Raw genomic sequence first — 23,526 nt, forward strand, 5'->3', positions numbered from 1 at the left:
AGGTTATGCACTTTGGCCATATTGTTACTGCTATGGTAACCCCTTTTACCCAAAAAGGTTTGATAGATGTTGAAAGAACAAAGGAGTTAATTGATTATCTGATTGCTAATGGTAGCGATGCTCTTGTTATAGCTGGCACAACAGGTGAGTCTCCAACACTTTCAACGGATGAAAAGTTAGAGCTTTTTAACGTATGCGTTAAACATGTAAATAAAAGAATTCCTATTATCGCAGGAACAGGAAGTAATAACACGCAAGCATCGATTGATTTAACAAAAAAGGCACAAGACTTAGGTGTCGATGCTATTATGCTTGTTGCTCCATATTATAATAAACCGTCACAAGAAGGCATGTATGTACATTTTAAAAAAATAGCTGAATCAACCGATCTCCCTATCATGCTCTATAATGTTCCTGGGAGAACAGGTGTACAGATTGAAGCAGAGACGACCATTGCCCTATCTAAGATTCCTAATATTGTTTCTGTAAAGGAAGCAAGTGGGGATCTGGAACAAATGGCAGCAATTCTCTCAGCTATTGATGAGAATTTTACTCTTTATACAGGTGATGATGCGAATACGCTTCCGGCTCTTGCTATCGGAGCTCATGGTGTCGTTTCTGTAGCAGCACATGTAATCGGCAGTGAGATGAAAGAGATGATTACCAACTTTAAAGCAGGAAACATTAAAAAAGCAGCGAAAAGTCATCGCTTATTGTTGCCGGTAATGAAAGCGATGTTTCTAGCGCCTAATCCAACATGTGTAAAATACGCTTTGTCGTTGCAAGGGTTAGAGGTTGGAGACGTAAGACTTCCGTTGATTCCTTTAAATCATGGACAAATGAGAGAAGTTAATAAATTATTAAAGAAAAAAAGCTAATCCACCGGGTTAGCTTTTTTTGTTAGTTGAAAATGATGAAAGATAATTAATATTTGTATGAAAATTTATTGTTTTCTAATTTTTCAAGAAAGTGTTATGTCATTCCAACATAGGAAGTTCAGTCTTGTTTTTCATTTCCTTATTAAGGTATACTAAATGTAATTGATTTGTTCGGGTTGGATTAGATCGTTGTTACGATCATCTGTTATTTTAGCGAGTCACATCATCTACGCCAAGGATGAGAGAACGGTATAAAACGAAAAACATTTCGGTTTTTAGAGCATATATAGTAGGAGGAAGTCCATTGTCAAAAGAGTATAGAGAAAAAGTACGTGTTTTTGCCTTAGGTGGAGTCGGTGAAATAGGCAAAAATATGTACGTTGTTGAAGTAGATGAAGACATCTTGGTCGTTGATGCGGGATTAATGTTTCCGGATGACGATATGTTAGGTGTTGATATTGTTATTCCAGATGTGTCATACCTTGTTGAAAATGCCGAGCGAGTGCAAGGGATCTTTTTAACACATGGTCATGAAGATCATATTGGTGGTTTATCTTACGTTTTAAAGAAAATTAATGTTCCTGTATATGGAACAAAGTTAACCCTTGGCCTAGTTGAAGAAAAGTTAAAAGAAGCAGGAATCTTCCGTCATAGTACATTACATTTAATTGATGCAAATTCTCGTTTAACAATTGGATCTACATCAGTGTCGTTTTTCCGTACAAATCATAGTATTCCTGATTCAGTTGGTATTTGTTTTGAAACATCTCAAGGTGCAGTTGTTCATACAGGAGATTTTAAATTTGATCAAACTCCTGTTGACGGCAAGCAGGCTGAAATTGGTAAGATGGCAGCAATTGGTGAACGAGGCGTGCTTTGTCTTTTGTCTGACAGTACGAATGCAGAGCGACCAGGAACAACGAAATCAGAAATAGAAGTTGGACAAGGAATCGCTGAAGTTTTTGAAAAAACGGAAGGGCGCATTATTGTTACGACTTTTGCTTCAAACGTTCATCGAATTCAACAAGTTATTCAAGCTTCAATTAGGGCAAATAGAAAGCTTGTTGTTGTTGGAAAAAGTATGGTTCGAGTTATTACCATAGCAACAAAATTAGGGTATATTGATGCACCTAAAGATATCTTTATCGATATAGACGAAATTGGCAAATACCGTGATGAGCAGCTTGTAATTTTAACCACAGGTAGTCAAGGTGAACCGATGTCAGCGTTAACAAGAATGGCAAAAGGTGCACACAGACAAATTACGATTACAGAAGAAGACACAGTGATAATTGCCGCATCTGCTATTCCAGGTAATGAAAAGTCCGTCTCAGCGATTATTGATAAGCTTTATCGTATTGGTGCTGAGGTGGTATATGGACAAGCTAAGGTTCATGCTTCAGGCCATGGTAGTCAAGAAGAATTAATGCTTATGCTCAATTTAATGAAGCCGAAGTATTTTGTACCCATTCATGGTGAATTTCGGATGCAGCATGCACATCGAGATTTAGCGTTGAAAACCGGAATGAGAGCAGAAAATATTTTCTTAGTTGATAAAGGAGAGGTAGTCGAATTTACGAATGGCCAAGCGAGAAAGACAGGGAAAGTTCCTTCTGGAAATGTTTTAATCGATGGTCTAGGTGTAGGAGACGTAGGGAATATTGTACTTCGAGATCGTCGCCTCCTTTCAAAAGATGGAATTTTAGTTGTGGTAGTTACTCTTAACAAAAAAACAGGTGAGTTTGTTTCAGGACCAAACATCATTTCTCGAGGGTTTGTGTATGTGCGCGAGTCCGAAAAGTTACTTGAGGATGCTAATGAATTAGTAGGCGTTATTCTGAAGAAATGTGTTAGTGAGAATGTTAATGAGTGGTCTTCCCTTAAGAGCAATGTGAGAGAAGGTTTAAGTCGTTTCTTATTCGAAAAAACAAAAAGACGTCCAATGATTTTGCCGATTATAATGGAAGTTTAATCGAATATATGTAAAAAAGATGAAGCGTGATGTTTCATCTTTTTTTAGTTACATTTGCTCTCTGTTTTCGTTTGAAATCGTACGCGTTGTAAAAAGCCCAATAATTTTGGATGATAAAGCCAGAACAGGATCATACTACTCCTAGTAATGATAAAAGGAGGGCTTTGTTGATGACGATGGAAAATCCAAATCTTGAACAGCAGCCAGCACCTGATACACCCAAGAAAGATCCAAAAAGCTCAGGAATTATTGAAAAGATTCAAGAGTTAGGACAGACGAATGTACCTGACATGGGACTATCAAATATTCATTGTATGACAGTAGTTGGGCAGATAGAGGGGCATATGCAATTACCTCCTCAAAACAAAACGACCAAATATGAACACATTATTCCACAGCTTGTAGCAATTGAACAAAACCCAAAGATTGAAGGATTGCTTTTAATCCTGAATACAGTAGGTGGAGATGTTGAAGCTGGTTTAGCCATTTCAGAAATGGTAGCATCAATGTCAAAGCCGTCCGTGACTCTTGTGTTAGGTGGAGGACACTCGATAGGGGTCCCAATTGCTGTTGCAGCTAATTACTCTTTCATTGCGGAGACTGCTACGATGACCATTCACCCTGTTCGCCTAACAGGTCTTGTCATCGGCGTTCCTCAAACGTTTGAATACCTTGATAAGATGCAAGAGCGCGTGATTAGTTTTGTTACAAAAAATTCTTCAATCAGCGAAGAGAAATTTAAAGAATTAATGCTTTCAAAAGGCAACCTAACCCGTGATATTGGTACCAATGTTGTCGGAACAGATGCAGTTCAATACGGGTTAATTAATGAAGTTGGAGGAATTGGGCAAGCATTGAAAAAGTTAAATGAACTAATAGAGCAAAATAAACCAAGCCCAGAAGGAGATGTCGTTCAATGATTCTCTATACAATGATGCCTCAAGAGATGATATTTCCTGAAGACGATCAGAGTTATATGTCGCAGCAAGTGATCTCGTGTGAAGCTGGTCATTTAGTTGTTGAACAAGTCAATCACGGTCAATACAGGGTAGTTCGCCTAATAAGTGGAGATGTTATGAACTATTTGGATGATAAATATGCACCTGGTTCGATCATTCAAGCAAAACCTCAACTTTAGCTCTGTAGAGAGTGTTTGTATTATGCTATAATTAATTTCATCCAAGCATGGTCGAAGCAGCCAATATTGGCTGCTTCTTAATATTGTTGGCTATTTATAGCAGTAAAGGGTGAAATGTATGGCAAGGCGTAAGAAAAAAAGAAAAACCGAGTGGAAATCACAGCTTTCGTTTGAATTAATCGGTCTCGGACTATTAGTCATTGCCGTCGTTACATTTGCACGATTAGGAACCGTTGGAGAAACGTTTGTAAGACTTTTTCGTTTTTTCCTAGGTGAATGGTTTGTCGTGTTAGCAATTGGACTTTTAGTCGTTTCCCTCTATATTATGATCAAGCGTCAAAAACCTAAAATATGGTCGAGAAGATTATCAGGTATTTATGTCATTATTCTTTCATTTGTCTTGTTTAGTCATGTAGGTCTTTTTCACCAGTTAAGTGGGAGAGAAGGATTCGAAGATCAATCGGTTATTCGTAATACATGGAAGTTATTCTGGATGGAAATGCAAGGAGAAACTCCTCCGTCTGATTTAGGTGGTGGAATGATTGGATCACTAGCATTTGCTGTAAGTCACTTTTTATTCGCAGAGATGGGTACATATTTTCTTTGTTTCGTTCTCTTTATTATCGGATTTATTTTAATGACAGGAAAATCCCTTTCCGAGTTACTAGGTAAAGTTTTTAGAAGTTTCTACTTATTTGTTGCTGACACATTTAGCAGCCTCTTTACTGAGTTAAGGCAGTTACGTGAAAAAGCAACGGAACGAATTCAAGAAGAAAGAGAAGCTAAGCGAGAAAGAAAGAAGAAGGCACTTGAGGATGAGAAAAACGAGAAAGTAGCTACTAAAGAGTCAAATCAGGCCGCAGTTCAAGAAGAGGAAGAACTAGAGCCTGAGATTGTCGACTTTACGCAAAAAGCTTACCGTGCACCGACTCAAGAGAAACAGAAAGGGAATGCTGTACCAGCTAAATCAAAGCAGCCAGATGGAGTTGCAGAAGAAGAAGTTCAAGTTTCACTTGTGACAGCGGAAGAAACAAATGAAGCATATAAATTGCCTGATGTAGACATGTTGAAACTCCCGAAAAACCCAAGTCAAACAAATGAAAAGAAACAATTAACAGCCAATGCTAGGAAATTGGAACAGACACTTGAAAGTTTCGGAGTGAAAGCACGCGTATCAAAGGTACATTTAGGTCCTGCTGTGACGAAATATGAAGTGAATCCTAATGTAGGGGTTAAAGTTAGCAAAATCGTTAATTTGGCAGATGATTTAGCATTAGCACTTGCTGCCAAAGATATTAGAATAGAAGCGCCCATTCCAGGTAAGTCGGCAATTGGGATTGAAGTCCCAAATCATGAAGTAGCTATTGTTACATTAAGAGAAGTACTTGATTCACCAGAGTCAAGTACTGAGAAGAATGTTCTAGCTGTGGGACTGGGAAGAGATATCTCTGGGGAACCTGTTCTGGCTCATTTAAATAAGATGCCTCACCTCCTTGTTGCAGGGGCAACGGGGAGTGGAAAGAGTGTTTGTATTAATGGTATTATTACAAGTGTTTTAATTAAAGCGAAGCCACATGAAGTAAAGCTAATGATGATCGATCCAAAAATGGTGGAGTTGACTGTTTATAATGGGATTCCTCATTTGTTAACTCCGGTTGTAACTGAACCGAAAAAAGCATCTCAAGCCTTGAAGAAGGTTGTTGCTGAAATGGAAAGACGCTATGATTTATTCTCACATAGTGGCACAAGAAATATTGAGGGGTATAATGATCTCGTAAATCGTCAAAATGATGAAGGAGAGGCGAAGCAGCCAACTTTGCCGTACATTGTTGTCATTGTGGACGAGCTTGCTGATTTAATGATGGTCGCTTCTGGAGATGTCGAGGATTCTATTGCCAGACTTGCTCAAATGGCTCGTGCCGCAGGAATTCATATGATCATTGCAACTCAACGTCCTTCCGTTGATGTCATAACAGGGGTAATCAAAGCAAATATACCGTCACGAATCGCATTTGGTGTATCGTCTCAAACCGATTCAAGAACAATCTTGGATTCAGGAGGAGCAGAGAAGCTTCTCGGTCGTGGTGATATGCTATATATGCCAGTAGGAGCAACGAAGCCAAAAAGAATACAAGGTGCCTTTCTATCAGATGGTGAGGTAGAGGAAATTGTTGATTTCGTCATCTCCCAACAGAAAGCCCAATATCAAGAAGAAATGACACCAACTGAAGAACAAGTAGTAACAGGTGAAGTAGCTGATGAGCTTTATGCTGCAGCAGTTGATCTCGTAACTGAAATGAATACAGCATCGGTGTCCATGCTCCAAAGAAGGTTCCGCATTGGTTATACAAGGGCGGCAAGACTAATAGATGAGATGGAAGTTCGAGGGATTGTTGGTCCATATGAAGGAAGCAAACCACGAGAAGTGTTAATAGAGAAACCTAGAGAAGACGAGGCATCGTCATAAAATGAAAAGGGGATCCGAAGAAGGGGTTGAGAATGTGATTAGAGCAGACCACAGACCATTATATTTACAAGTGATTGATCGCTTAAAAGAAGATATAGAGAAGAATGTATACGATGAAGGCGAGAAGTTACCCTCAGAGTTTGAACTCTCTAAATTGTTGGGAGTAAGTCGTGCTACGCTACGTGAAGCGTTACGATTATTAGAAGAAGAAGGGGTAGTTATTCGCAGACATGGTGTGGGTACGTTCGTTCATTCAAAACCTCTGTTTTCAGCAGGAATCGAGGAATTAGCTAGCGTTACAGATATGATTATAAAAGCGAAGATGAAACCTGGGACGATCTTTTTGTCTTCAGCTGTTCAAGAAGCAACCGATGATGATCGGAGAAAATTCTTAAATGATGATTTAACTGAAATGATGGAAATAGAGCGAGTGCGGACAGCTGATGATTCACCAGTTGTTTATTGTTTAGACAGAATCCCAAATGAACTTTTGAAAAACCATTCAATTCATGAAACGAAATCAATTTTTCGTTATTTGGAAGACCTAGGAAAAACGATTTCATATGCGATAACGTATATTGAGCCAATTGGATATCACGAGCATGTGTCTGAAATATTAGAGTGTGAACCAGGTTCTTCGCTATTGTTATTAAAGCAAATGCATTATGATCAATCAGAACAACCTTTGTTATATTCACTAAATTATTTTAGAGCAGATAAGTTTAAGTTTCATGTAGTGAGAAAAAGAAGTTAAAAAAAACATAGTCGGAGCTGCCAGTAGAAAAAGGCAGCTCCGATTTTTTAAATAGACGATTACAATAGTTAAATTACTTAAAGAAATAAATAAAATGATAGCTTTTTCAAAAAAAGGTTGAGTTAGTAGACAGAAGAAGAAAAGAAGAAGATAATTTTAAATGACAACATTTACATAAAGAAGATTTTTTTCGGGGAGGGATGCATTTTGTTAAGACTAAGTATTTTGGACCAATCACCTATAGCTGATGGAGTCGCTAACGAACGGATGAGGTTATGATAATTATGATTACACATAATTTTAGTCACCGGATCCGTTCGTTTGAATCGTTAGTCGAAATGTTTAATTTGGTAAAGAGTTAAGTATAATGAAAGTGCAGTTATATCTAATGAATGAATTGGAAAAAGTGATGATAGGTACTTAGCTTTTATAAATAATCTGTGTAGTAAGAAGAAGACTCTAAGCATAACCTAAGCGTGATTGGCAAAAAGGAGATGATCGATTTGACTCAAATAGAGGAGCGTATTCAAGAAATGAAAGGCTTGACCGTTCATTCTATGAACACGAATAAATATAAGACCAATTCACTTATTCTCATGATGAAAGCACCATTAATGAAGGAAACAGTAGCAATGCGGGCATTATTGCCGCATATTTTGCAAAATGGTACGGCAAATAGTCCATCAAGGAAACAATTGCGTGAACGGTTAGACGATATGTACGGGGCAATGCTTGCAACGGATGTTCAAAAGAAAGGTGAAGAGCATGTCATTTCTATTCGTCTAGACGTTGCGAACGAACGCTATCTATCTGATACAACCCCATTATTTGACAACGCGATTTCATTACTAGCAGAGGTAATCTTTCAACCACAATTAGAAGATGGGAAGTTTGTTTCTTCGGTTGTCGAAAGCGAAAAACGTTCGCTTAAACAAAGAATACAATCGGTTTACGATGATAAAATGCGTTATGCAAATGTTCGAGTAACGGAAGAAATGTGTAAAGGTGAACCATTTGCTCTTACAGCTTTTGGAACAGAGGAAGACGTAGATGCGATTACAGCTGAATCTATTTATAAGTATTATCAAGATGTTCTAAAAAACAATCAGTTTGATCTTTATATGGTTGGAGCTATTGAAGAAGAACAAGCTATGAGCAGTGTCGCTGAAAAGTTTAGTGCTTTGGTAGAACGTGACAAAAGGACATTTGAGACAATAGCTAGTCCTGAAGTAAAAGAGATTAATGTCGTTAATGATGAACAAGATGTTAAACAAGGGAAGTTGCATATGGGCTTTCGAACATATACAACGTATGCTGATGATGACTATGTGGCTATGCAAGTATGTAATGGTCTCTATGGTGCCTTTTCTCATTCGAAACTTTTTATTAATGTACGTGAAAAAGAAAGTTTGGCTTATTACGCAGCATCGAGATTTGAGAGTCACAAAGGGATTATGATGGTTATGTCGGGGATTGAGTTCGCTAAATATGAACGAGCAGTTGAAATTATTAAAGAACAATTTGAAGCGATGAAACAAGGTGAGTTTACAGAGGCTGAAGTAGAACAAACGAAAGCGATGTTGAAAAATCAACTTCTTGAAACGGCGGATGTGGCTAGAGGGCTTGTAGAATTGTCTTATCACCAAGTTGTGAGTGGCAAAAAACGTTCTATTGATGAATGGATGCAGCAGATAGATGAAGTGACGAAAGAAGATATTGTTCGTGTTGCACAAAAAGTAAAGCTTGATACGATCTATTTCTTAAAAGGCAAGGAGGAAAATTAATGAAGCCAGTTCAATTCCAACAAGTAGACGAAACTCTTTATCATGAAAAACTAGATAACGGATTAGACGTCTATGTCTTGCCGAAAAAAGGTTTTAATAAAACGTTTGCGACATTCACAACAAAATATGGATCTATCGACCAAAAATTCACCCCGCTAAGGAAAGAGGATGCCATTACAGTTCCAGATGGAATCGCGCATTTTCTTGAACATAAAATGTTTGAGGATGAAGAAGGAGATGTTTTTCAAGACTTTAGTAAGCAAGGTGCGTCTGCTAATGCTTTCACGAGTTTTACACGTACAGCTTACCTTTTTTCAAGTACAAATAATGTAGAAAAGAATCTTGATACGTTACTAAATTTTGTTCAACATCCTTATTTTACAGAAGAAAGTGTTGAAAAGGAAAAAGGGATCATAAACCAAGAAATTACCATGTATGATGATAATCCTGATTGGAGAGCTTATTTTGGTGTTATTGAAAATATGTTTCACCATCACCCTGTAAAAATTGATATTGCTGGGACGATCGAATCAATTTCTAATATTACAAAAGATTTATTATACAATTGCTATGAAACCTTTTATCATCCGGCTAATATGCTCTTATTTGTCATTGGACCCGTTGACCCTGAGAAGATCATGGAGCAAGTGAGAGAGAATCAATCACAAAAGGATTTTGCTGCACCTGAAGGGATCAAGCGTTTCTTTGAAGAAGAACCAGAATCTGTAGTAAAAGAGAAAAACATTATTACGATGCCAGTACAAACTCCGAAATGCTTAGTGGGCTTTAAGGAAACTGGTGCCACACGGCAGGGAGACGACTTATTAAAGCGTGAACTGTCGATAAATATATTACTTGATTTGATGTTTGGTCAAAGCTCCGATAATTACCAAACGCTCTTTGATGAAGGGTTGATTGATGATTCTTTTTCATTTGATCATTCAGCTGAAGAGGGCTTTGGATTCACAATTATTGGCGGAGATACAAAATATCCAGATAAATTGGCTGACCGTATTAAACATATGGTTGAAACATTTAAACAATCCAGCTTAACTGAAGTTCAAGTTAATCGAGCAATTAAAAAGAAAATTGGATCATTTTTACGGTCGCTCAATTCCCCTGAGTATATTGCCAACCAATTTACACGTTATCAATTTAATGATATGAATTTATTTGAAGTTGTCCCAATGCTTGAAAGTATTACACCTAACGAACTAACTCAAGTTTTACAAGATCATTTTCAATTTGACCGTTTTACGGTTTGTCAGGTAAAAGCAGAGGGGTTTAACGAATAACATGAAAGCTATTTTAATTACCGGAGCATCAGGAGGAATTGGCGCTCAAATTGCAAAAGAGCTGGCATCTCCTGATTGCTCTCTTTTTTTGCACTACAATGAAAACGAAAAATCGGTTCAAAAAACAGCTTCTGAATGCGTGGATCTAGGTGCAACGGTACAACTTATTCAGTCTGATTTATCGAAAGATGACGGAGACGAGCAATTACTTGCAAATGTACCTAAAGACATTACGTTCCATACTATTGTTCATAATGCAGGTATGAGTCATTTTGGGTTGTTTACTGATGTAACGAATGCTGATATAAGTGAACTGATGAATGTTCATTTAGTCAATCCGATGAAAATTACAAGAAGTTTGCTACCAAAAATGATTCAAGCTCGACAAGGGAAAATTATTGTGATCTCCTCAATTTGGGGGCTAACAGGTGCATCTTGTGAAGTGGTATATTCCGCAGCAAAAGGAGGTATAAATAGCTTTGTAAAAGGATTGGCAAAAGAAGTGGCGCCTAGTAAAATTCAAGTGAATGCGATTGCGCCTGGGGCAATAGAAACAGAGATGCTTAAAAAGAATGGGGCCGAACATTTGGATGAGCTAAAAGAAGATATCCCTGCTCATGCTTTTGGAAATGCAGCTGATATTGCATATGCAGTTTCTTTTTTAAGTTCCAACAAGTCAAATTATATAAACGGACAAATTATTTCCATTAATGGTGCGTGGTATTGTTAAAAACTTTAAAAATGAACCCCTATAAAAACAATTCGAAGCGATGAATATTCTAATAAGAATGAGAAAAAATACTAACGAAGTACATTTTTCAAGGAGGGTCTTAATATGTCTGTACTTGACAATTGGGAACAATGGAAAGATTTTTTAGGTAACCGTTTAAACCAAGCAGAAACTGAAGGAATGAGTCAAAATGTTGTGTCTGATGTTGCTTATCAAGTTGGTGAGTATTTGGCGCAGCAAGTTGAGCCTAAAAACGAACAAGAGCGTGTTCTAGCTGAACTTTGGAAAGTAGCAGATGAGCAAGAGCAGCATGCCATTGCAAATATGATGGTAAAACTTGTTCAAAATGAAGGCTAGTTAATAATAGGACACTTTACAGACGCCGCATTTTGCGGCGTTTTTTCATCCATCTGATTGCTGATTTCGAACTGTTGGTACATAATGAATAAGCATTTGATGCAAACTGAGAATAGAAACTTTATCCATAGACCATTTGTCAACCGACAATTATTTCCGACAAAGTTCTTTCAATTATTATTAAAATCAATTATCATGATAGATGAGATCTCAAAACAGCCTCACATATGTCTCAATTAGTACAAAAGGGTGAAGCAAATGGTTATAAAAGAATGGTACTTAGAATATCAAATACATAAAAACAGACCGGGACTTCTTGGTGATATTTCTTCTCTGCTTGGGATGTTAGAAATTAATATCGTAACGATAAATGGAGTAGACAACATGAGACGCGGTATGTTAATTCGTAGCTCATCAGACGATCAAGTAGCCAGGTTTAAAGCTATATTAGAAACGATCGAAGACATCTCAGTTATCAAAGTAAGAGAACCTAGGCTGCGTGATCGGCTTGCGATTCGTCATGGCCGTTACATTGAGCGTGATGCTGATGATAAGAAAACATTTCGTTTTATTCGCAATGAGCTTGGTCTCCTTGTTGATTTTATGGCTGAACAATTTAAGCGTGAAGGGCATTTTTTAGTTGGAATTCGTGGAATGCCGCGTGTTGGCAAAACAGAATCCATTGTTGCAGCAAGTGTGTGTGCTAATAAAAGATGGTCTTTTATTTCATCTACACTATTAAGACAAACCGTTCGTAGTCAATTGGCAGATGATGAAATGAGTGAAGACCATATTTTTATTATTGATGGAATTGTGACAACAATGAGATCGACGGAGAAGCATCGTACGCTTGTTAGTGATATCATGAGATTGCCTGCAGTTAAAGTGGTGGAACATCCGGATATTTTTGTTCGCGAAACTGAATATGAATTGGAAGACTTTGATTGTATAATTGAGCTTAGGAATGATGAGGGAGAAGAGATTACATACGAAGTAGTAGAATCAGGCTTTTCCTCTTTTGATATAAGTTAGAGGTAGGTAGGTGTTAGGATTGTCAGAATTAGGTCAGTATTTAAAGGAAGCGCGTGAAGAGAAACAAATTTCATTAGATGACCTTCAACGTACGACAAAAATTCAAAAACGGTATTTGATTGCCATTGAAGAAGGTCGGTTTGATACATTACCTGGGATTTTTTATGCTAGAGCATTTGTTAAGACATACGCCGAGGCAATCGGACTAGATCCTGATCCATTGTTTGATCAGTATCGTCATGAGCTTCCTAATCCGCAACGTGAAGCTGTTACGCTTCCGTCACGTACAGAACGGAGTAAGCCATCGGCCGGTCCTAAGAAACGAGCTAAAAAAGGGTCGTTTTTATCCGCTTTGATTGCGATGGTGTTCATTGGAATTATTGTAGTTGGAATTTGGTTAATGGCTCAAGGTGGAGGTACTGGCAATGGTGGTGCGATTGCCCCAGATGACAGTGAAAATCTTGAAGCTGATTTTTCCGAAGAGGTAGGTACTGCTCCTGAAGAAGAAGAGGAGGAACCTGAAGTTGAAGAAATTCCAGAGGAAGAACCTGAAGAAGAAGAGATAGAGCCTGAACCAGAATTGTCTATTAATTTTATTGAAAGCTCTGGAAATACTTCGTTTTTTGAGTTGGAAAATGGTCAGCTATCCGATGTTCGTATTGAAATTACTGGAGAGCGATCATATATTGATGTGAAGAATGCTTTAGGGAAGACTGTTTACACTGGGATACCAACAGAAGGAGAAGTTATTACTCCTGAGTTAGATGGGGAAGAACGGGTTATCTTTAATTTCGGTGCGTCTCAGTTTGTTGAATTGTTTATTAATGATCAACAATTGGAGTTTCCTTTAGATATAACTCATCAAAAGATTGATATAACTGTTATAGCTGAAGAATCAGAATAAGAGGATCTTTCTCTACACTCATCCCTTTTCAAAAGGAGTAGGTGTAGAGGGCACTGAAAAGGAATCACTTTCAGTGCCCTCGTGTAGAGAAGGTCTTTTTTATATTGAGGAATAAGTTGGTTACATTTATTAATTTATAGAAATTATGGTACAATGATTAATGGACTTTACTACATTAGCAATCACCTTTTATGAAGGAAGGGAATTTTGTGAATTTACCAAATAAAATAACGATCTCTCGGATATTTCTTATTCCATTATTTATGATTTTTTTCTTAGTCCCTTTTTCAATTGGTGACATTCATCTTCTTGGCACGACCATACCTCTTGCCCATTTTATCGGAGCGATCATTTTTATTATTGCTGCTGCAACGGATTGGCTGGACGGGTACTATGCTAGAAAGTATCAACTTGTGACAAACTTAGGGAAATTTCTAGATCCGCTTGCTGATAAGCTATTAATCACAGCGGCTTTAATTGCGTTGGTTGAACTTCAGCTTTTGCCAGCTTGGATCGCTATAGTCATTATTAGCCGAGAATTTGCAGTGACAGGTATTCGGTTAGTTGCTGCTGCTGATGGGGATGTCATTGCAGCGAGCCAACTTGGAAAGTTGAAAACCGTGTCCCAAATTGTTGCAATCTCTGCACTTATGTTGCACAACTGGCCATTCCAAGCAATTTCATTACCTTTTGATATGATCGCGATTTATATAGCTACTTTCTTAACGATTGTGTCAGGAATTGAATATTTTCAAAAGAATCAACACATTCTCCTAAAATCAAAATAGTAGGCGGGTAGATGCAATGAATGCTGAATTAATTTCTGTAGGATCAGAGTTATTACTTGGACAAATTGTTAATACTAATGCGGCCTTTCTATCTCAAGAATTAGCTCTTCTTGGGGTAAATGTTTTTTATCAATCAACAGTAGGCGATAATGGGAAAAGACTTACATCCGCTTTAGAGTTAGCCAATTCCCGTTCAGATTTGGTTATTATTACAGGTGGCCTCGGTCCAACCAAGGACGATTTAACAAAAGAAACGGTCGCATCATTCGTGAGTAGAAAGCTCGTGCATCATGAGGAATCATTACATAATATTGAGTCTTATTTTCTGAAGAGAAATCGCCCTATGTCAGAAAATAATCGTAAGCAAGCTCTTGTAATTGAAGGAAGTCACGTACTGCATAACTACCATGGAATGGCTCCAGGGATGATTGTTACTTTTAATGACACGAAAATTGTCCTGCTCCCGGGTCCTCCGCAAGAAATGAAGCCAATGTTTACTAATGAATTTGTACCGCAATTGGCAAAAATGATGGGCGAACAAACTTCTATTACATCACGAGTACTTCGGTTCTTCGGTATTGGTGAATCTCAATTAGAAACAGATTTATTAGATTTAATAGAAGCTCAAACAAATCCGACTATTGCTCCATTAGCTAATGAAGGAGAAGTGACGTTACGACTGACTGTTAAGTATGCTGACCCTACTGAGCAAAAAAGGCTTCTAGATGAAACTGAAGATCAGATTACAAAGCGTGTCGGTCAATTTTTATACGGCTATGGTGATACGTCGCTTATGGAGCAGCTCTTTTTGCAATTACGAGAGAAACACTGTACGATAGCTACAGCAGAAAGTTTTACAGGCGGTAAATTTTCCGGCATGTTGACTTCGTTTTCGGGGTCTTCGGCTATTTACCGAGGTGGAATCGTTTCCTATGCGACAGAAGTGAAGGAAAAGGTTTTAGGGGTGTCGAATGAAGTCATAAGAAAATATGGTGTGATCAGTCCTCAATGTGCTATTGAAATGGCTAAGCGCGCGAAGGAACGGTGCGTATCTGATATAGCAATTAGTTTCACTGGTGTAGCAGGTCCGTCTAAGCAAGAAGGGAAGGAACCTGGTACGATTTTTATTGGCGTGGCTGGACTTACCCCAGAGCCATTGTACTATGAGTTGAATTTAGCCGGAAATCGTAAGGCTGTTACAGATCGAGCTATTAAATATGGCTGTTTTTATTTATTGAAAGAAATGAAAAGGTGGAATATGAAAGAATGACAACGTACTTTAATGATTTTCAGATTTCAGAACCGATAAAACGAGCAATTAAAGACATGGGCTTTGAAGAACCTTCTCCTATTCAAGAAAAAGCTATTCCTGTCATTTTGGAAGGTGGAGACGTAGTTGGTCAGGCGCAAACAGGAACGGGTAAGACGGCGGCGTTTGGGATCCCTGTTGTTGACAAGGTAACATCTGACCGTTATGTTCAAGCATTAATTTTGACACCGACGCGAGAATTAGCTATTCAAGTTTCAGGCGAACTTCAAAAGCTATCTGTCCATAAATCTATTCGTACTTTGCCAATTTATGGAGGTCAGTCAATCGGTCATCAAATTCGAGCTTTAAAGCAAGGTGTTCAAGTAGTCATTGGAACTCCAGGTCGAATACTCGATCACTTGCGTAGACAAACATTAAAGCTAGATCAAGTTCATACAATTGTTCTTGATGAAGCAGATGAAATGCTAGATATGGGATTTGTTGATGATATTGAATCGATTCTCCGCCAAGTGAATACAGATCGACAAACACTTCTTTTCTCTGCGACGATGCCGCCGGCTATTAAAAAACTATCTCGTAAGTATATGACGGCACCAAAAACCGTTACGATTAACAAAGGTGAAGTGACGGCACCATTAATTGACCAAATGTATTATAAAGTGTTAGAACGAAGTAAAATTGAATCTCTTTGCCGCATTATTGACAGTGAAGAGATTGAATTAGGAATATTGTTTTGCCGAACAAAAAAAGGTGTTGCTGAATTAGCTGAAGCCCTTCAAGCTCGTGGGTATTTAGCCGATGGTTTACATGGTGATTTAACTCAATCACAACGCGATGCAGTTATGAAGAAGTTTCGTGACTCTGCGATTGAATTTCTTATTGCAACAGATGTAGCGGCTCGTGGAATTGACGTTGATAATGTTACCCATGTTATTAACTACGATATTCCTCAAGACCCTGAGAGCTATGTGCATCGCATTGGTCGAACGGGCCGTGCTGGTCGAAAGGGATTAGCACTGACTCTTGTTACACCGCGTGAGATGAAACACTTGCGTTCGATTGAACAAGAGATTAAAATGAGTATTCCTTCGCAAGATGTCCCAACTATTGAAGAAGTAGTTGTAAAGCAACAAGGTTCTTGGAAAAAGTTAATTTCCGATACGATCAACACTAGTGGAAAAGAAGCTGAATTGTTTGATCCACTCGTAGATGAAATCTTAGCAGAATTTTCAGCACGTGACGTCGTGTCGGCACTATTAAAAATGAATTTTTCTCCTGCTTCATCCACCGATGAAACAGGTTATAGTTTTGGAGATACTGGTGCTGCCAAAGGCATGGTTCGCTTCTTCATTAATGTAGGTAGAAATGTAAATATGACGCCTAAGGTGTTAATTGAAGCGATTTCAGAGCTTGTTGGTATCCCTGGAAAATCCGTTGGGAAGATTGATATATTTGAAAACTTCACTTTTGTTGAAGTTCCTGAAGAAGCGGCTCCATTTGTATATGAAGCTCTTCGTTATTCGCGAATTAGTGGTGCACGAGTGAATTTAGAACCAGCTAAACCACGTCCTAAGCGCGAACCACGCCGCACTCCAACCCGTAGTTAACCACAGAAAATGAAAGAGAGCTCTGTTAAAGAAGGGAATTGAAAAAGGCGAAAGATGTCCTTTTTGTAACCTTCTTTAATGGACTCTTTCACTTTTTTCTTCTTACTGCTTGTTTTCCTCTGACATGTTTTTCCTACTACCACTGACGCGAATAAATGTTCGTAAAACTATTGGCAAAAGCGAAAAAAAAATGTATGATAGTAAAGAATGAAACATAGATTCGCTTTTCCGATTTTAAATACATTATTATTGATAATAGAGGAGAGATTCATAATGAGTGATCGTAAGGCTGCCCTTGATATGGCACTACGTCAAATCGAAAAACAATTTGGTAAAGGGTCAATTATGAAGCTTGGTGAACAAGCAGAGCAACGTGTATCAACCGTCTCAAGTGGCGCACTTGCGCTTGATATTGCACTTGGAGTAGGTGGCTATCCTAAGGGGCGTGTCATTGAAGTTTACGGTCCAGAATCTTCAGGTAAGACAACTGTATCGTTACATGCGATTGCAGAAGTTCAGAGACAAGGTGGTCAAGCAGCCTTCATCGATGCAGAGCATGCGCTAGATCCAGTTTATGCTCAAAAATTAGGAGTTAACATTGATGAGTTATTGCTTTCACAGCCGGATACAGGAGAACAAGCCTTAGAAATTGCTGAAGCTTTAGTGCGTAGTGGCGCGGTTGATATGATTGTTATTGATAGTGTTGCTGCCCTTGTACCAAAAGCTGAGATTGAAGGAGACATGGGAGATAGTCATGTTGGCTTGCAAGCTCGTCTAATGTCACAGGCATTACGTAAGCTATCTGGAGCAATAAACAAATCGAAGACGATAGCGATTTTTATTAACCAAATTCGGGAAAAAGTGGGCGTAATGTTCGGGAACCCAGAGACGACTCCTGGTGGTCGAGCTTTGAAGTTCTATTCTTCGGTTCGTTTAGAAGTTCGGCGTGCGGAAACATTAAAGCAAGGCAATGATATGGTAGGGAACAAAACTAAGATTAAAGTTGTGAAAAATAAAGTAGCCCCTCCATTTAAAGTAGCAGAAGTTGATATCATGTACGGAGAAGGTATTTCTCGTGAAGGATCGATTTTAGATATTGGATCAGATCTAGATATCGTTCAAAAAAGTGGAGCATGGTACTCATTTAACGAGGAGCGTCTCGGTCAAGGACGTGAAAATTCTAAACAGTTCTTAAAAGAAAATTCACACATTGCAGAAAAAATTGAAACTCTGATTCGTGAGCATCATGGTTTAAATGGTGAAATAGAAGTAGCGGCAGCGACAGAAGAAGAGTTTGATGAAGTTCCTTTTGATTTAAAATAATATTTGGATGAAGGGGTGTTCTAAAGGTGAAATGTACCTTTGGGACACCTCCTTCTTTTAAGATTTTTAAAAGGAGGTGTCAAGTGATGAAATTTTTGTATGTAACAGACACACATATACGTGGAACGACTCCAAAAAATCGATTGGACGTTTACGTTGATACACTAAAAGAAAAGTTAGAGGAAGTTATTGAACTAGCAAATAAAGAAGAGGTCGATGCACTTTTGCACGGAGGGGATGTGTTTGATCGTCCAGATCTATCTCCAAATGTTGTCGGACAATTCGCGAAAATTTTCATGAAGGCTAACATGCCCATTTATGTGGTTGCTGGTAATCACGATACATTTGGGCACAATCCAGAAACGATTTCACGAACGATGCTAGGGTTAATGGATTCATTTGGTGTGATGACAGTCATTGATCCTAGTAACCCTATAGTAATAGAAAAAAATGGGCAACGAGTACAAATTAGTGGGCAACCTTATCACTATGATTTAGACCAACGTGATCCGAAATTAGACTATTATCCAACCAATGAAACAAACTCGGATGTTCTTATCCACATTGTTCATAGTATGCTTGTCGAGAAAGCCTTACCTGAAGGAGTGCCCCATACGATCATTGATCATATATGGGGAACAACGGCAGATATTATTTTAACGGGCCATTTTCACGGCGGTTTTGGAATCAAGGAACGAAATGGCAAATTTATTTGTAACCCAGGAGCCCTAGCTCGTGTTAATAACCATTGGTCAGAAATAAGCAGAATGCCTAAAGTTATTATTGGTTCAATCATTGATAGGGAAATTTCGTTGCGGGAAATTGCTATAAAGAGAGCGCAAAAAGGGGACGATGTTTTAGATCGTTCGTTTTTAGAAAAAGCTGTCCATCAAGAAGAAAAATTACATAGTTTTGTTCAACAAGTAAAAGAAACATCGCAATTTCAAACTTTGAATATGAGTGATATTATCCTTGAAATCGCTTCTTTGAAAAATGTCGAAGAAAAAGTTAAACAAGAGGCACTGCGTAGGATGACAGTCATTGAAGAGGTATGGAAGGACGGAGAGTATGAATAATATTCGAGCGGTTCGGTTAGAAAATTTCCAATCTCACTTAGATACTTTCGTCGAGTTTAGTAATGGCTTAAATGTAATTGTTGGCCAATCAGATAGTGGAAAGACAGCAATCTTAAGGGGAATTCGCTGGGCCTTGTATAATCAGCCAAGAGGAACGGATTTCATTCGTGTTTCTGGTGACTTTGTTAGAGTTACCGTAACGTTTGAAAATGAAACGGTTATTACTCGTGAGCGTACAGGATCAAAAAATCGCTATATCATTAAAAAAGAAGGTGAACAAGAGCTTGTGTTAGAGGGATTTGGCATTCATGTGCCCGAGGAAGTAATGAAAGCACATGGGATGGATCACTTGCGAATTGATCATGACAATGAGTTAATGATTCATTTATCGCAGCAATTAGATGGACCATTTTTATTAGAGAACACAAGCTCCATACGTGCAAAAGCACTTGGGAGAATTAGCGGTGCTCATTTTCTAGATATGGCTATTCGTGATACGACGAAAGATGTTTCACAGTTAAATGTAAGAATGAAACAAGAACAGCAAGTGATTGATAGACTGAGAGAAGATATTGAACCTTTTTCTCATTTAGATGAATTAAAATCACAATTGATTCAAGCAGATTCCAATATTCAGCATGTTAAAAAGTTGCTTGAGAAAAAAGACAAGCTTCAGAAGCTAAGAGAAATGCTACATCAAGTAAGAACTGAAGAAAGTATAACAATACGGAGATTAAATATTGTTAAAAATGTAAATCGTTGGGAAGGCAAAAAAGAACAATTGCAGGAGATGATCCATAGATTTACAGTATATGAGCAAAAGAGAAAACAACGGCAAGAAGTTAACAAAACAATTGCTATATGTCAAAAATGGTTGGAAAAGACGGAGCAGACAGAACTAGCAAATCGCCGATATGAAAAGTTAAATCATCAATTGAAGCTTCTAAAACAATTAAATAACAAGTTACAGCACTTTAACATGGTTGAGAGATCTGAGAGGGAAGAAAAGCAAAGAACAAAGAAAACAAGGTTTATCGATTCCGTTAGTGTAGAAACATTGGAGCGTATTTCTGCAAGCCAATTGAAGCAGAAAAAGCTACACCAAATCCAAGAACTATTACAAGGAAACATCAATCAATCTAAAAAGATTCAACTTATATATGACAGATTACCTAATGTTACTGAACTGAAAAACAAGCAAGAAATGATTGCCGAGAAGACAGATACTTGTAATAAGTTAAAAGCGATACAAACAGAATTAAAAGGTTATCAACGGAGATCAGAAGAAGGCAGACGATATATTCAAGCACAGAAGGTTGAGCAAGAAATAGCTGAAGCAGCTCTACAAGAACGTCTTTTAGCTGAAGGAACATGCCCAACTTGTGGTCAAGCTATTTGCAAACATGATGAATAACTAATAAGAGGGTGAATGGTAGTATGTCAGTAGAAAAGCAATTAGGACAAATTAAACAAGCAATTGATAAAGCAAGGGATATGCGTTATCGAGCTGAAGCAAAGCTTGAAGAACTAGAAAACCAGAAAAATAGACTCTTAGTTGAGCTAGAAGAGCTTGGGGTGAAACCCGAAGAGCTTGATCAAGAAATTGAAAAGCTTGAGAAAGAAATTGAGGTATCTTTGAGAGAAACGTGGGAGTTGATTCCAAAGGAACTGATTGAGGATGAATAATTCATCAAATCAATTAAAACAATTAGAGGATCGCTTTAAAAGAGCTCAAGATAAATGGACGAGACTGGATGCAAAAAAAACCTTATTAGAAGAGCAGTTAGCTGAAAAAATTAAAGAGCTTGATTCGTATTTTGAAACAATTGATACGTATGAGAAAGCTCGAGTTTTACTTCAACAATCGGCAGAGTATGCAAGAGAACAAGCAAAGCAACAGATCGAGACGTTAGTAACAAATGCATTGCAGTATGTGTTTGGCCCACTTTTTTCGTTTCAAATTGAACTAGAAGAGCATGGAAACAAAGCGGTCGCAGAATTCTATGTGGTTTCAGAATATGAAGGGGTCAAAGTAAAAACGAGACCCCAAGACTCACGTGGGGGAGGAGTTGTTGATATTGTTACTTTAGCCCTTCGAGTTGCATTAATTGAAACGGTTCAGCCAAGAAGAGAAGGACCTCTGTTGCTAGATGAGCCTGGAAAACACGTCTCGGGTGATTATGTTCTTTATTTATATGAGTTCTTAAAATCACTTAGTACAATGTTTAATCGACAAATTATTATGATTACTCATAATTATCATTTAGCCCAATCTGGAGATCTATCTTATGAGGTTTCCATAAAAGATGGAATAAGTGAAGTTGCGAAAATTGACAACACTTGACATTGACTAAAACGAGCTATAAAATTAAGTAGAATGCGGTTAAGTTTTTATGTGTTATTTATTTTTTCCGCGATCAAATGTAATATGCGTTTGTTTTTTATAATGATGAAACGTATGACAAATTTTTGAAACCAACAATTAGATAGCAAGAGGAGGTGAAAGAGTATGGAAATATTGATCATCTCCATTTTGCTTGTTGTCTCTGCAGGTATTGGTGCAGTTGTTGGATATCTTGTTCGAAAATCCATTGCAGAAGCGAAAATTTCCAGTGCGGAACATGCAGCGAAACAAATTGTTGAAGATGCGAAGCGTGAAGCAGAAGCGGGTAAGAAAGAAGCTATCCTTGAGATGAAGGATGAGGCACATAAAATTCGCACAGAAGCAGAGCGTGAGGTTCGTGAACGAAGAAATGAGATTCAAAAACAAGAGAATCGTTTGGTACAGAAAGAAGAGATTCTTGACCGAAAGAGTGAAACCTTAGATAAGAAGGAAGAGTCTTTGGATAAAAGGGAGGAATCTCTCACCAAAAAACAACGACAAATTGAAGAGATGGATAGCAAAGTGGAGGAAATCTTGAGCAAGCAGCAAGCTGAGCTTGAACGTATTTCTGGATTTTCCCGCGAAGAAGCTCGTGAAACCATTCGTAGTGAGGTTGAACAAGAAATTGCTCATGAAACAGCTCTTATTGTTAAAGAGCGAATGGCACAAGCGAAAGAAGAGGCTGATAAAAAGGCGAAAGAAGTATTGTCACTTGCGATCCAACGTTGTTCTGCAGACCACGTAGCAGAAACGACGGTTTCGGTAGTCGCGCTGCCAAACGATGAGATGAAAGGAAGAATCATTGGTCGTGAAGGGCGTAATATCCGAGCGTTAGAAACGTTGACAGGAATCGATCTAATTATTGACGATACGCCTGAAGCAGTTATTCTATCTGGTTTCGATCCAATTCGTCGTGAAATTGCTCGTACTGCACTTGAGAAGCTTGTTCAAGATGGTCGTATCCATCCTGCTCGTATCGAAGAAATGGTCGATAAGTCTCGTCGCGAGGTTGATGAAGCGATAAGAGAGTACGGGGAACAAACAACGTTTGAGATGGGAATTCATGGGTTACACCCGGATTTAATTAAAATTCTCGGTCGTTTGAAATTTAGAACAAGTTATGGCCAAAATGTATTGAAACACTCTATGGAAGTGGCTCATTTAGCTGGATTAATGGCGTCTGAATTAGGCGAAGATGTTAAGCTAGCAAAACGAGCAGGGTTGCTTCACGATATCGGTAAGGCAATTGATCATGAAGTAGAAGGTAGCCATGTGGAGATTGGGGTAGAACTGGCGACGAAGTATAAAGAACACCCAGTTGTCATTAATGCTATTGCATCTCATCATGGGGACACGGAATCAACTTCCATTATCGCAACACTTGTTGCAGCAGCTGATGCCCTTTCGGCTGCAAGACCAGGTGCGCGAAGAGAAACACTGGAAACCTACATTCGTCGTCTTGAAAAGTTAGAGGAAATCTCTGAATCGTTTGAAGGCGTTGAAAAGACGTATGCGATCCAAGCTGGACGTGAAGTACGAATTATGGTTAGACCAGATGTTGTTGATGATGCACTTGCACATAAACTAGCTCGTGATATTACGAAGAGAATTGAAGAAGAACTAGATTATCCAGGGCATATTCGTGTAACGGTTATCCGTGAAACACGTGCCGTTGAGTATGCAAAATAAAGTGGCGATTTTCGCCACTTTATTTGTTTTTAATAAAGGAAATGTAGCTAATAATATAGATAAAGTACATAAGTGAAGG

Annotated in this window: 21 protein-coding genes; all 21 read left to right on the forward strand. The window is 38.2% G+C overall.

All coding sequences use genetic code 11. The annotated features are described in order from the left end of the window. Window positions 1-5: 5 nt before the first annotated feature. The 21 genes from dapA to rny all read left to right on the forward strand — a co-directional run bounded on the left by dapA (window position 6) and on the right by rny (window position 23,447). Window positions 6-878 (forward strand): 4-hydroxy-tetrahydrodipicolinate synthase, encoded by an 873-nt coding sequence (gene dapA, locus AC1FXP_RS07825; RefSeq protein WP_480060045.1) that lies wholly within the window; start codon window positions 6-8, stop codon window positions 876-878. A 304-nt stretch (window positions 879-1,182) separates the two neighbouring features. Then, the gene (locus tag AC1FXP_RS07830; protein WP_480060047.1) at window positions 1,183-2,850 is read left to right on the forward strand and encodes a ribonuclease J; all 1,668 of its coding nucleotides are present in this window, start codon (window positions 1,183-1,185) and stop codon (window positions 2,848-2,850) included. 176 nt (window positions 2,851-3,026) lie between these two features. Then, complete coding sequence (locus AC1FXP_RS07835; RefSeq protein WP_480060250.1) at window positions 3,027-3,770, forward strand: ClpP family protease; 744 nt, start codon at window positions 3,027-3,029, stop codon at window positions 3,768-3,770. After that, window positions 3,767-3,988 carry a YlzJ-like family protein gene (locus AC1FXP_RS07840; protein ID WP_480060049.1) on the forward strand — a complete coding sequence of 74 codons (222 nt, stop codon included), beginning with the start codon at window positions 3,767-3,769 and terminating at the stop codon, window positions 3,986-3,988. The genes AC1FXP_RS07835 and AC1FXP_RS07840 overlap by 4 nt, the downstream gene beginning before the upstream one ends. A gap of 118 nt (window positions 3,989-4,106) precedes the next feature. Further along, a complete protein-coding gene (locus tag AC1FXP_RS07845; protein WP_480060051.1) occupies window positions 4,107-6,455 on the forward strand; it encodes a DNA translocase FtsK in 2,349 nt (782 codons plus the stop codon). 34 nt (window positions 6,456-6,489) lie between these two features. Further along, a complete protein-coding gene (locus tag AC1FXP_RS07850) occupies window positions 6,490-7,209 on the forward strand; it encodes a GntR family transcriptional regulator (protein WP_480060053.1) in 720 nt (239 codons plus the stop codon). Between the two features lie 533 nt (window positions 7,210-7,742). Continuing rightward, a complete protein-coding gene (gene yfmF / locus AC1FXP_RS07855) occupies window positions 7,743-8,993 on the forward strand; it encodes an EF-P 5-aminopentanol modification-associated protein YfmF (protein WP_480060252.1) in 1,251 nt (416 codons plus the stop codon). Further along, on the forward strand, window positions 8,993-10,288 hold the full coding sequence (gene yfmH / locus AC1FXP_RS07860) for an EF-P 5-aminopentanol modification-associated protein YfmH (RefSeq protein ID WP_480060055.1): 1,296 nt from the start codon (window positions 8,993-8,995) through the stop codon (window positions 10,286-10,288). The genes yfmF and yfmH overlap by 1 nt, the downstream gene beginning before the upstream one ends. Before the next feature lies 1 nt (window position 10,289). Then, window positions 10,290-11,018: an elongation factor P 5-aminopentanone reductase gene (gene ymfI / locus AC1FXP_RS07865; protein ID WP_480060057.1), complete on the forward strand. Its 729-nt coding sequence runs from the start codon at window positions 10,290-10,292 to the stop codon at window positions 11,016-11,018. Between the two features lie 105 nt (window positions 11,019-11,123). Continuing rightward, the gene (locus tag AC1FXP_RS07870) at window positions 11,124-11,375 is read left to right on the forward strand and encodes a DUF3243 family protein (RefSeq protein WP_480060059.1); all 252 of its coding nucleotides are present in this window, start codon (window positions 11,124-11,126) and stop codon (window positions 11,373-11,375) included. A gap of 258 nt (window positions 11,376-11,633) precedes the next feature. Next, entirely contained in the window at window positions 11,634-12,407 is a 774-nt protein-coding gene (locus AC1FXP_RS07875; RefSeq protein ID WP_480060061.1) for a DUF3388 domain-containing protein, read from the forward strand. Between the two features lie 10 nt (window positions 12,408-12,417). Next, the gene (locus AC1FXP_RS07880; protein WP_480060063.1) at window positions 12,418-13,311 is read left to right on the forward strand and encodes a helix-turn-helix domain-containing protein; all 894 of its coding nucleotides are present in this window, start codon (window positions 12,418-12,420) and stop codon (window positions 13,309-13,311) included. Between the two features lie 209 nt (window positions 13,312-13,520). Next, on the forward strand, window positions 13,521-14,099 hold the full coding sequence (gene pgsA, locus AC1FXP_RS07885) for a CDP-diacylglycerol--glycerol-3-phosphate 3-phosphatidyltransferase (protein WP_250095449.1): 579 nt from the start codon (window positions 13,521-13,523) through the stop codon (window positions 14,097-14,099). Between the two features lie 16 nt (window positions 14,100-14,115). Beyond that, a complete protein-coding gene (locus AC1FXP_RS07890; protein ID WP_480060065.1) occupies window positions 14,116-15,369 on the forward strand; it encodes a competence/damage-inducible protein A in 1,254 nt (417 codons plus the stop codon). Continuing rightward, window positions 15,366-16,976, forward strand: a complete 1,611-nt coding sequence (locus AC1FXP_RS07895; protein WP_480060067.1) for a DEAD/DEAH box helicase — start codon at window positions 15,366-15,368, stop codon at window positions 16,974-16,976. The genes AC1FXP_RS07890 and AC1FXP_RS07895 overlap by 4 nt, the downstream gene beginning before the upstream one ends. A gap of 273 nt (window positions 16,977-17,249) precedes the next feature. Next, on the forward strand, window positions 17,250-18,299 hold the full coding sequence (gene recA, locus AC1FXP_RS07900; protein ID WP_480060069.1) for a recombinase RecA: 1,050 nt from the start codon (window positions 17,250-17,252) through the stop codon (window positions 18,297-18,299). A gap of 86 nt (window positions 18,300-18,385) precedes the next feature. Beyond that, window positions 18,386-19,375 (forward strand): metallophosphoesterase, encoded by a 990-nt coding sequence (locus AC1FXP_RS07905; protein ID WP_480060071.1) that lies wholly within the window; start codon window positions 18,386-18,388, stop codon window positions 19,373-19,375. Then, a complete protein-coding gene (locus AC1FXP_RS07910; protein WP_480060073.1) occupies window positions 19,368-20,789 on the forward strand; it encodes an AAA family ATPase in 1,422 nt (473 codons plus the stop codon). The genes AC1FXP_RS07905 and AC1FXP_RS07910 overlap by 8 nt, the downstream gene beginning before the upstream one ends. Before the next feature lie 23 nt (window positions 20,790-20,812). Next, complete coding sequence (locus tag AC1FXP_RS07915) at window positions 20,813-21,061, forward strand: hypothetical protein (RefSeq protein WP_332630598.1); 249 nt, start codon at window positions 20,813-20,815, stop codon at window positions 21,059-21,061. Continuing rightward, window positions 21,054-21,719 carry an OLD family protein gene (locus AC1FXP_RS07920; RefSeq protein ID WP_480060075.1) on the forward strand — a complete coding sequence of 222 codons (666 nt, stop codon included), beginning with the start codon at window positions 21,054-21,056 and terminating at the stop codon, window positions 21,717-21,719. The genes AC1FXP_RS07915 and AC1FXP_RS07920 overlap by 8 nt, the downstream gene beginning before the upstream one ends. A 165-nt stretch (window positions 21,720-21,884) precedes the next feature. Next, a complete protein-coding gene (gene rny / locus AC1FXP_RS07925) occupies window positions 21,885-23,447 on the forward strand; it encodes a ribonuclease Y (RefSeq protein WP_480060077.1) in 1,563 nt (520 codons plus the stop codon). The last annotated feature ends 79 nt before the right edge of the window (window positions 23,448-23,526 follow it).

This window comes from Halalkalibacter sp. HAAS-P013 (genome assembly GCF_056619925.1).

Excerpts from the sequence above, each read along its gene's own strand:
- dapA (WP_480060045.1), top strand. The coding sequence starts at position 6 with ATGCACTTTGGCCATATTGTTACTGCTATGGTAACCCCTTTTACCCAA.
- AC1FXP_RS07835 (WP_480060250.1), top strand. The coding sequence starts at position 3,027 with ATGGAAAATCCAAATCTTGAACAGCAGCCAGCACCTGATACACCCAAG.
- AC1FXP_RS07840 (WP_480060049.1), top strand. The coding sequence starts at position 3,767 with ATGATTCTCTATACAATGATGCCTCAAGAGATGATATTTCCTGAAGAC.
- AC1FXP_RS07845 (WP_480060051.1), top strand. The coding sequence starts at position 4,107 with ATGGCAAGGCGTAAGAAAAAAAGAAAAACCGAGTGGAAATCACAGCTT.
- yfmF (WP_480060252.1), top strand. The coding sequence starts at position 7,743 with ATGAAAGGCTTGACCGTTCATTCTATGAACACGAATAAATATAAGACC.
- yfmH (WP_480060055.1), top strand. The coding sequence starts at position 8,993 with ATGAAGCCAGTTCAATTCCAACAAGTAGACGAAACTCTTTATCATGAA.
- ymfI (WP_480060057.1), top strand. The coding sequence starts at position 10,290 with ATGAAAGCTATTTTAATTACCGGAGCATCAGGAGGAATTGGCGCTCAA.
- AC1FXP_RS07870 (WP_480060059.1), top strand. The coding sequence starts at position 11,124 with ATGTCTGTACTTGACAATTGGGAACAATGGAAAGATTTTTTAGGTAAC.
- AC1FXP_RS07875 (WP_480060061.1), top strand. The coding sequence starts at position 11,634 with ATGGTTATAAAAGAATGGTACTTAGAATATCAAATACATAAAAACAGA.
- AC1FXP_RS07890 (WP_480060065.1), top strand. The coding sequence starts at position 14,116 with ATGAATGCTGAATTAATTTCTGTAGGATCAGAGTTATTACTTGGACAA.
- AC1FXP_RS07895 (WP_480060067.1), top strand. The coding sequence starts at position 15,366 with ATGACAACGTACTTTAATGATTTTCAGATTTCAGAACCGATAAAACGA.
- recA (WP_480060069.1), top strand. The coding sequence starts at position 17,250 with ATGAGTGATCGTAAGGCTGCCCTTGATATGGCACTACGTCAAATCGAA.
- AC1FXP_RS07905 (WP_480060071.1), top strand. The coding sequence starts at position 18,386 with ATGAAATTTTTGTATGTAACAGACACACATATACGTGGAACGACTCCA.
- AC1FXP_RS07910 (WP_480060073.1), top strand. The coding sequence starts at position 19,368 with ATGAATAATATTCGAGCGGTTCGGTTAGAAAATTTCCAATCTCACTTA.
- AC1FXP_RS07915 (WP_332630598.1), top strand. The coding sequence starts at position 20,813 with ATGTCAGTAGAAAAGCAATTAGGACAAATTAAACAAGCAATTGATAAA.
- AC1FXP_RS07920 (WP_480060075.1), top strand. The coding sequence starts at position 21,054 with ATGAATAATTCATCAAATCAATTAAAACAATTAGAGGATCGCTTTAAA.
- rny (WP_480060077.1), top strand. The coding sequence starts at position 21,885 with ATGGAAATATTGATCATCTCCATTTTGCTTGTTGTCTCTGCAGGTATT.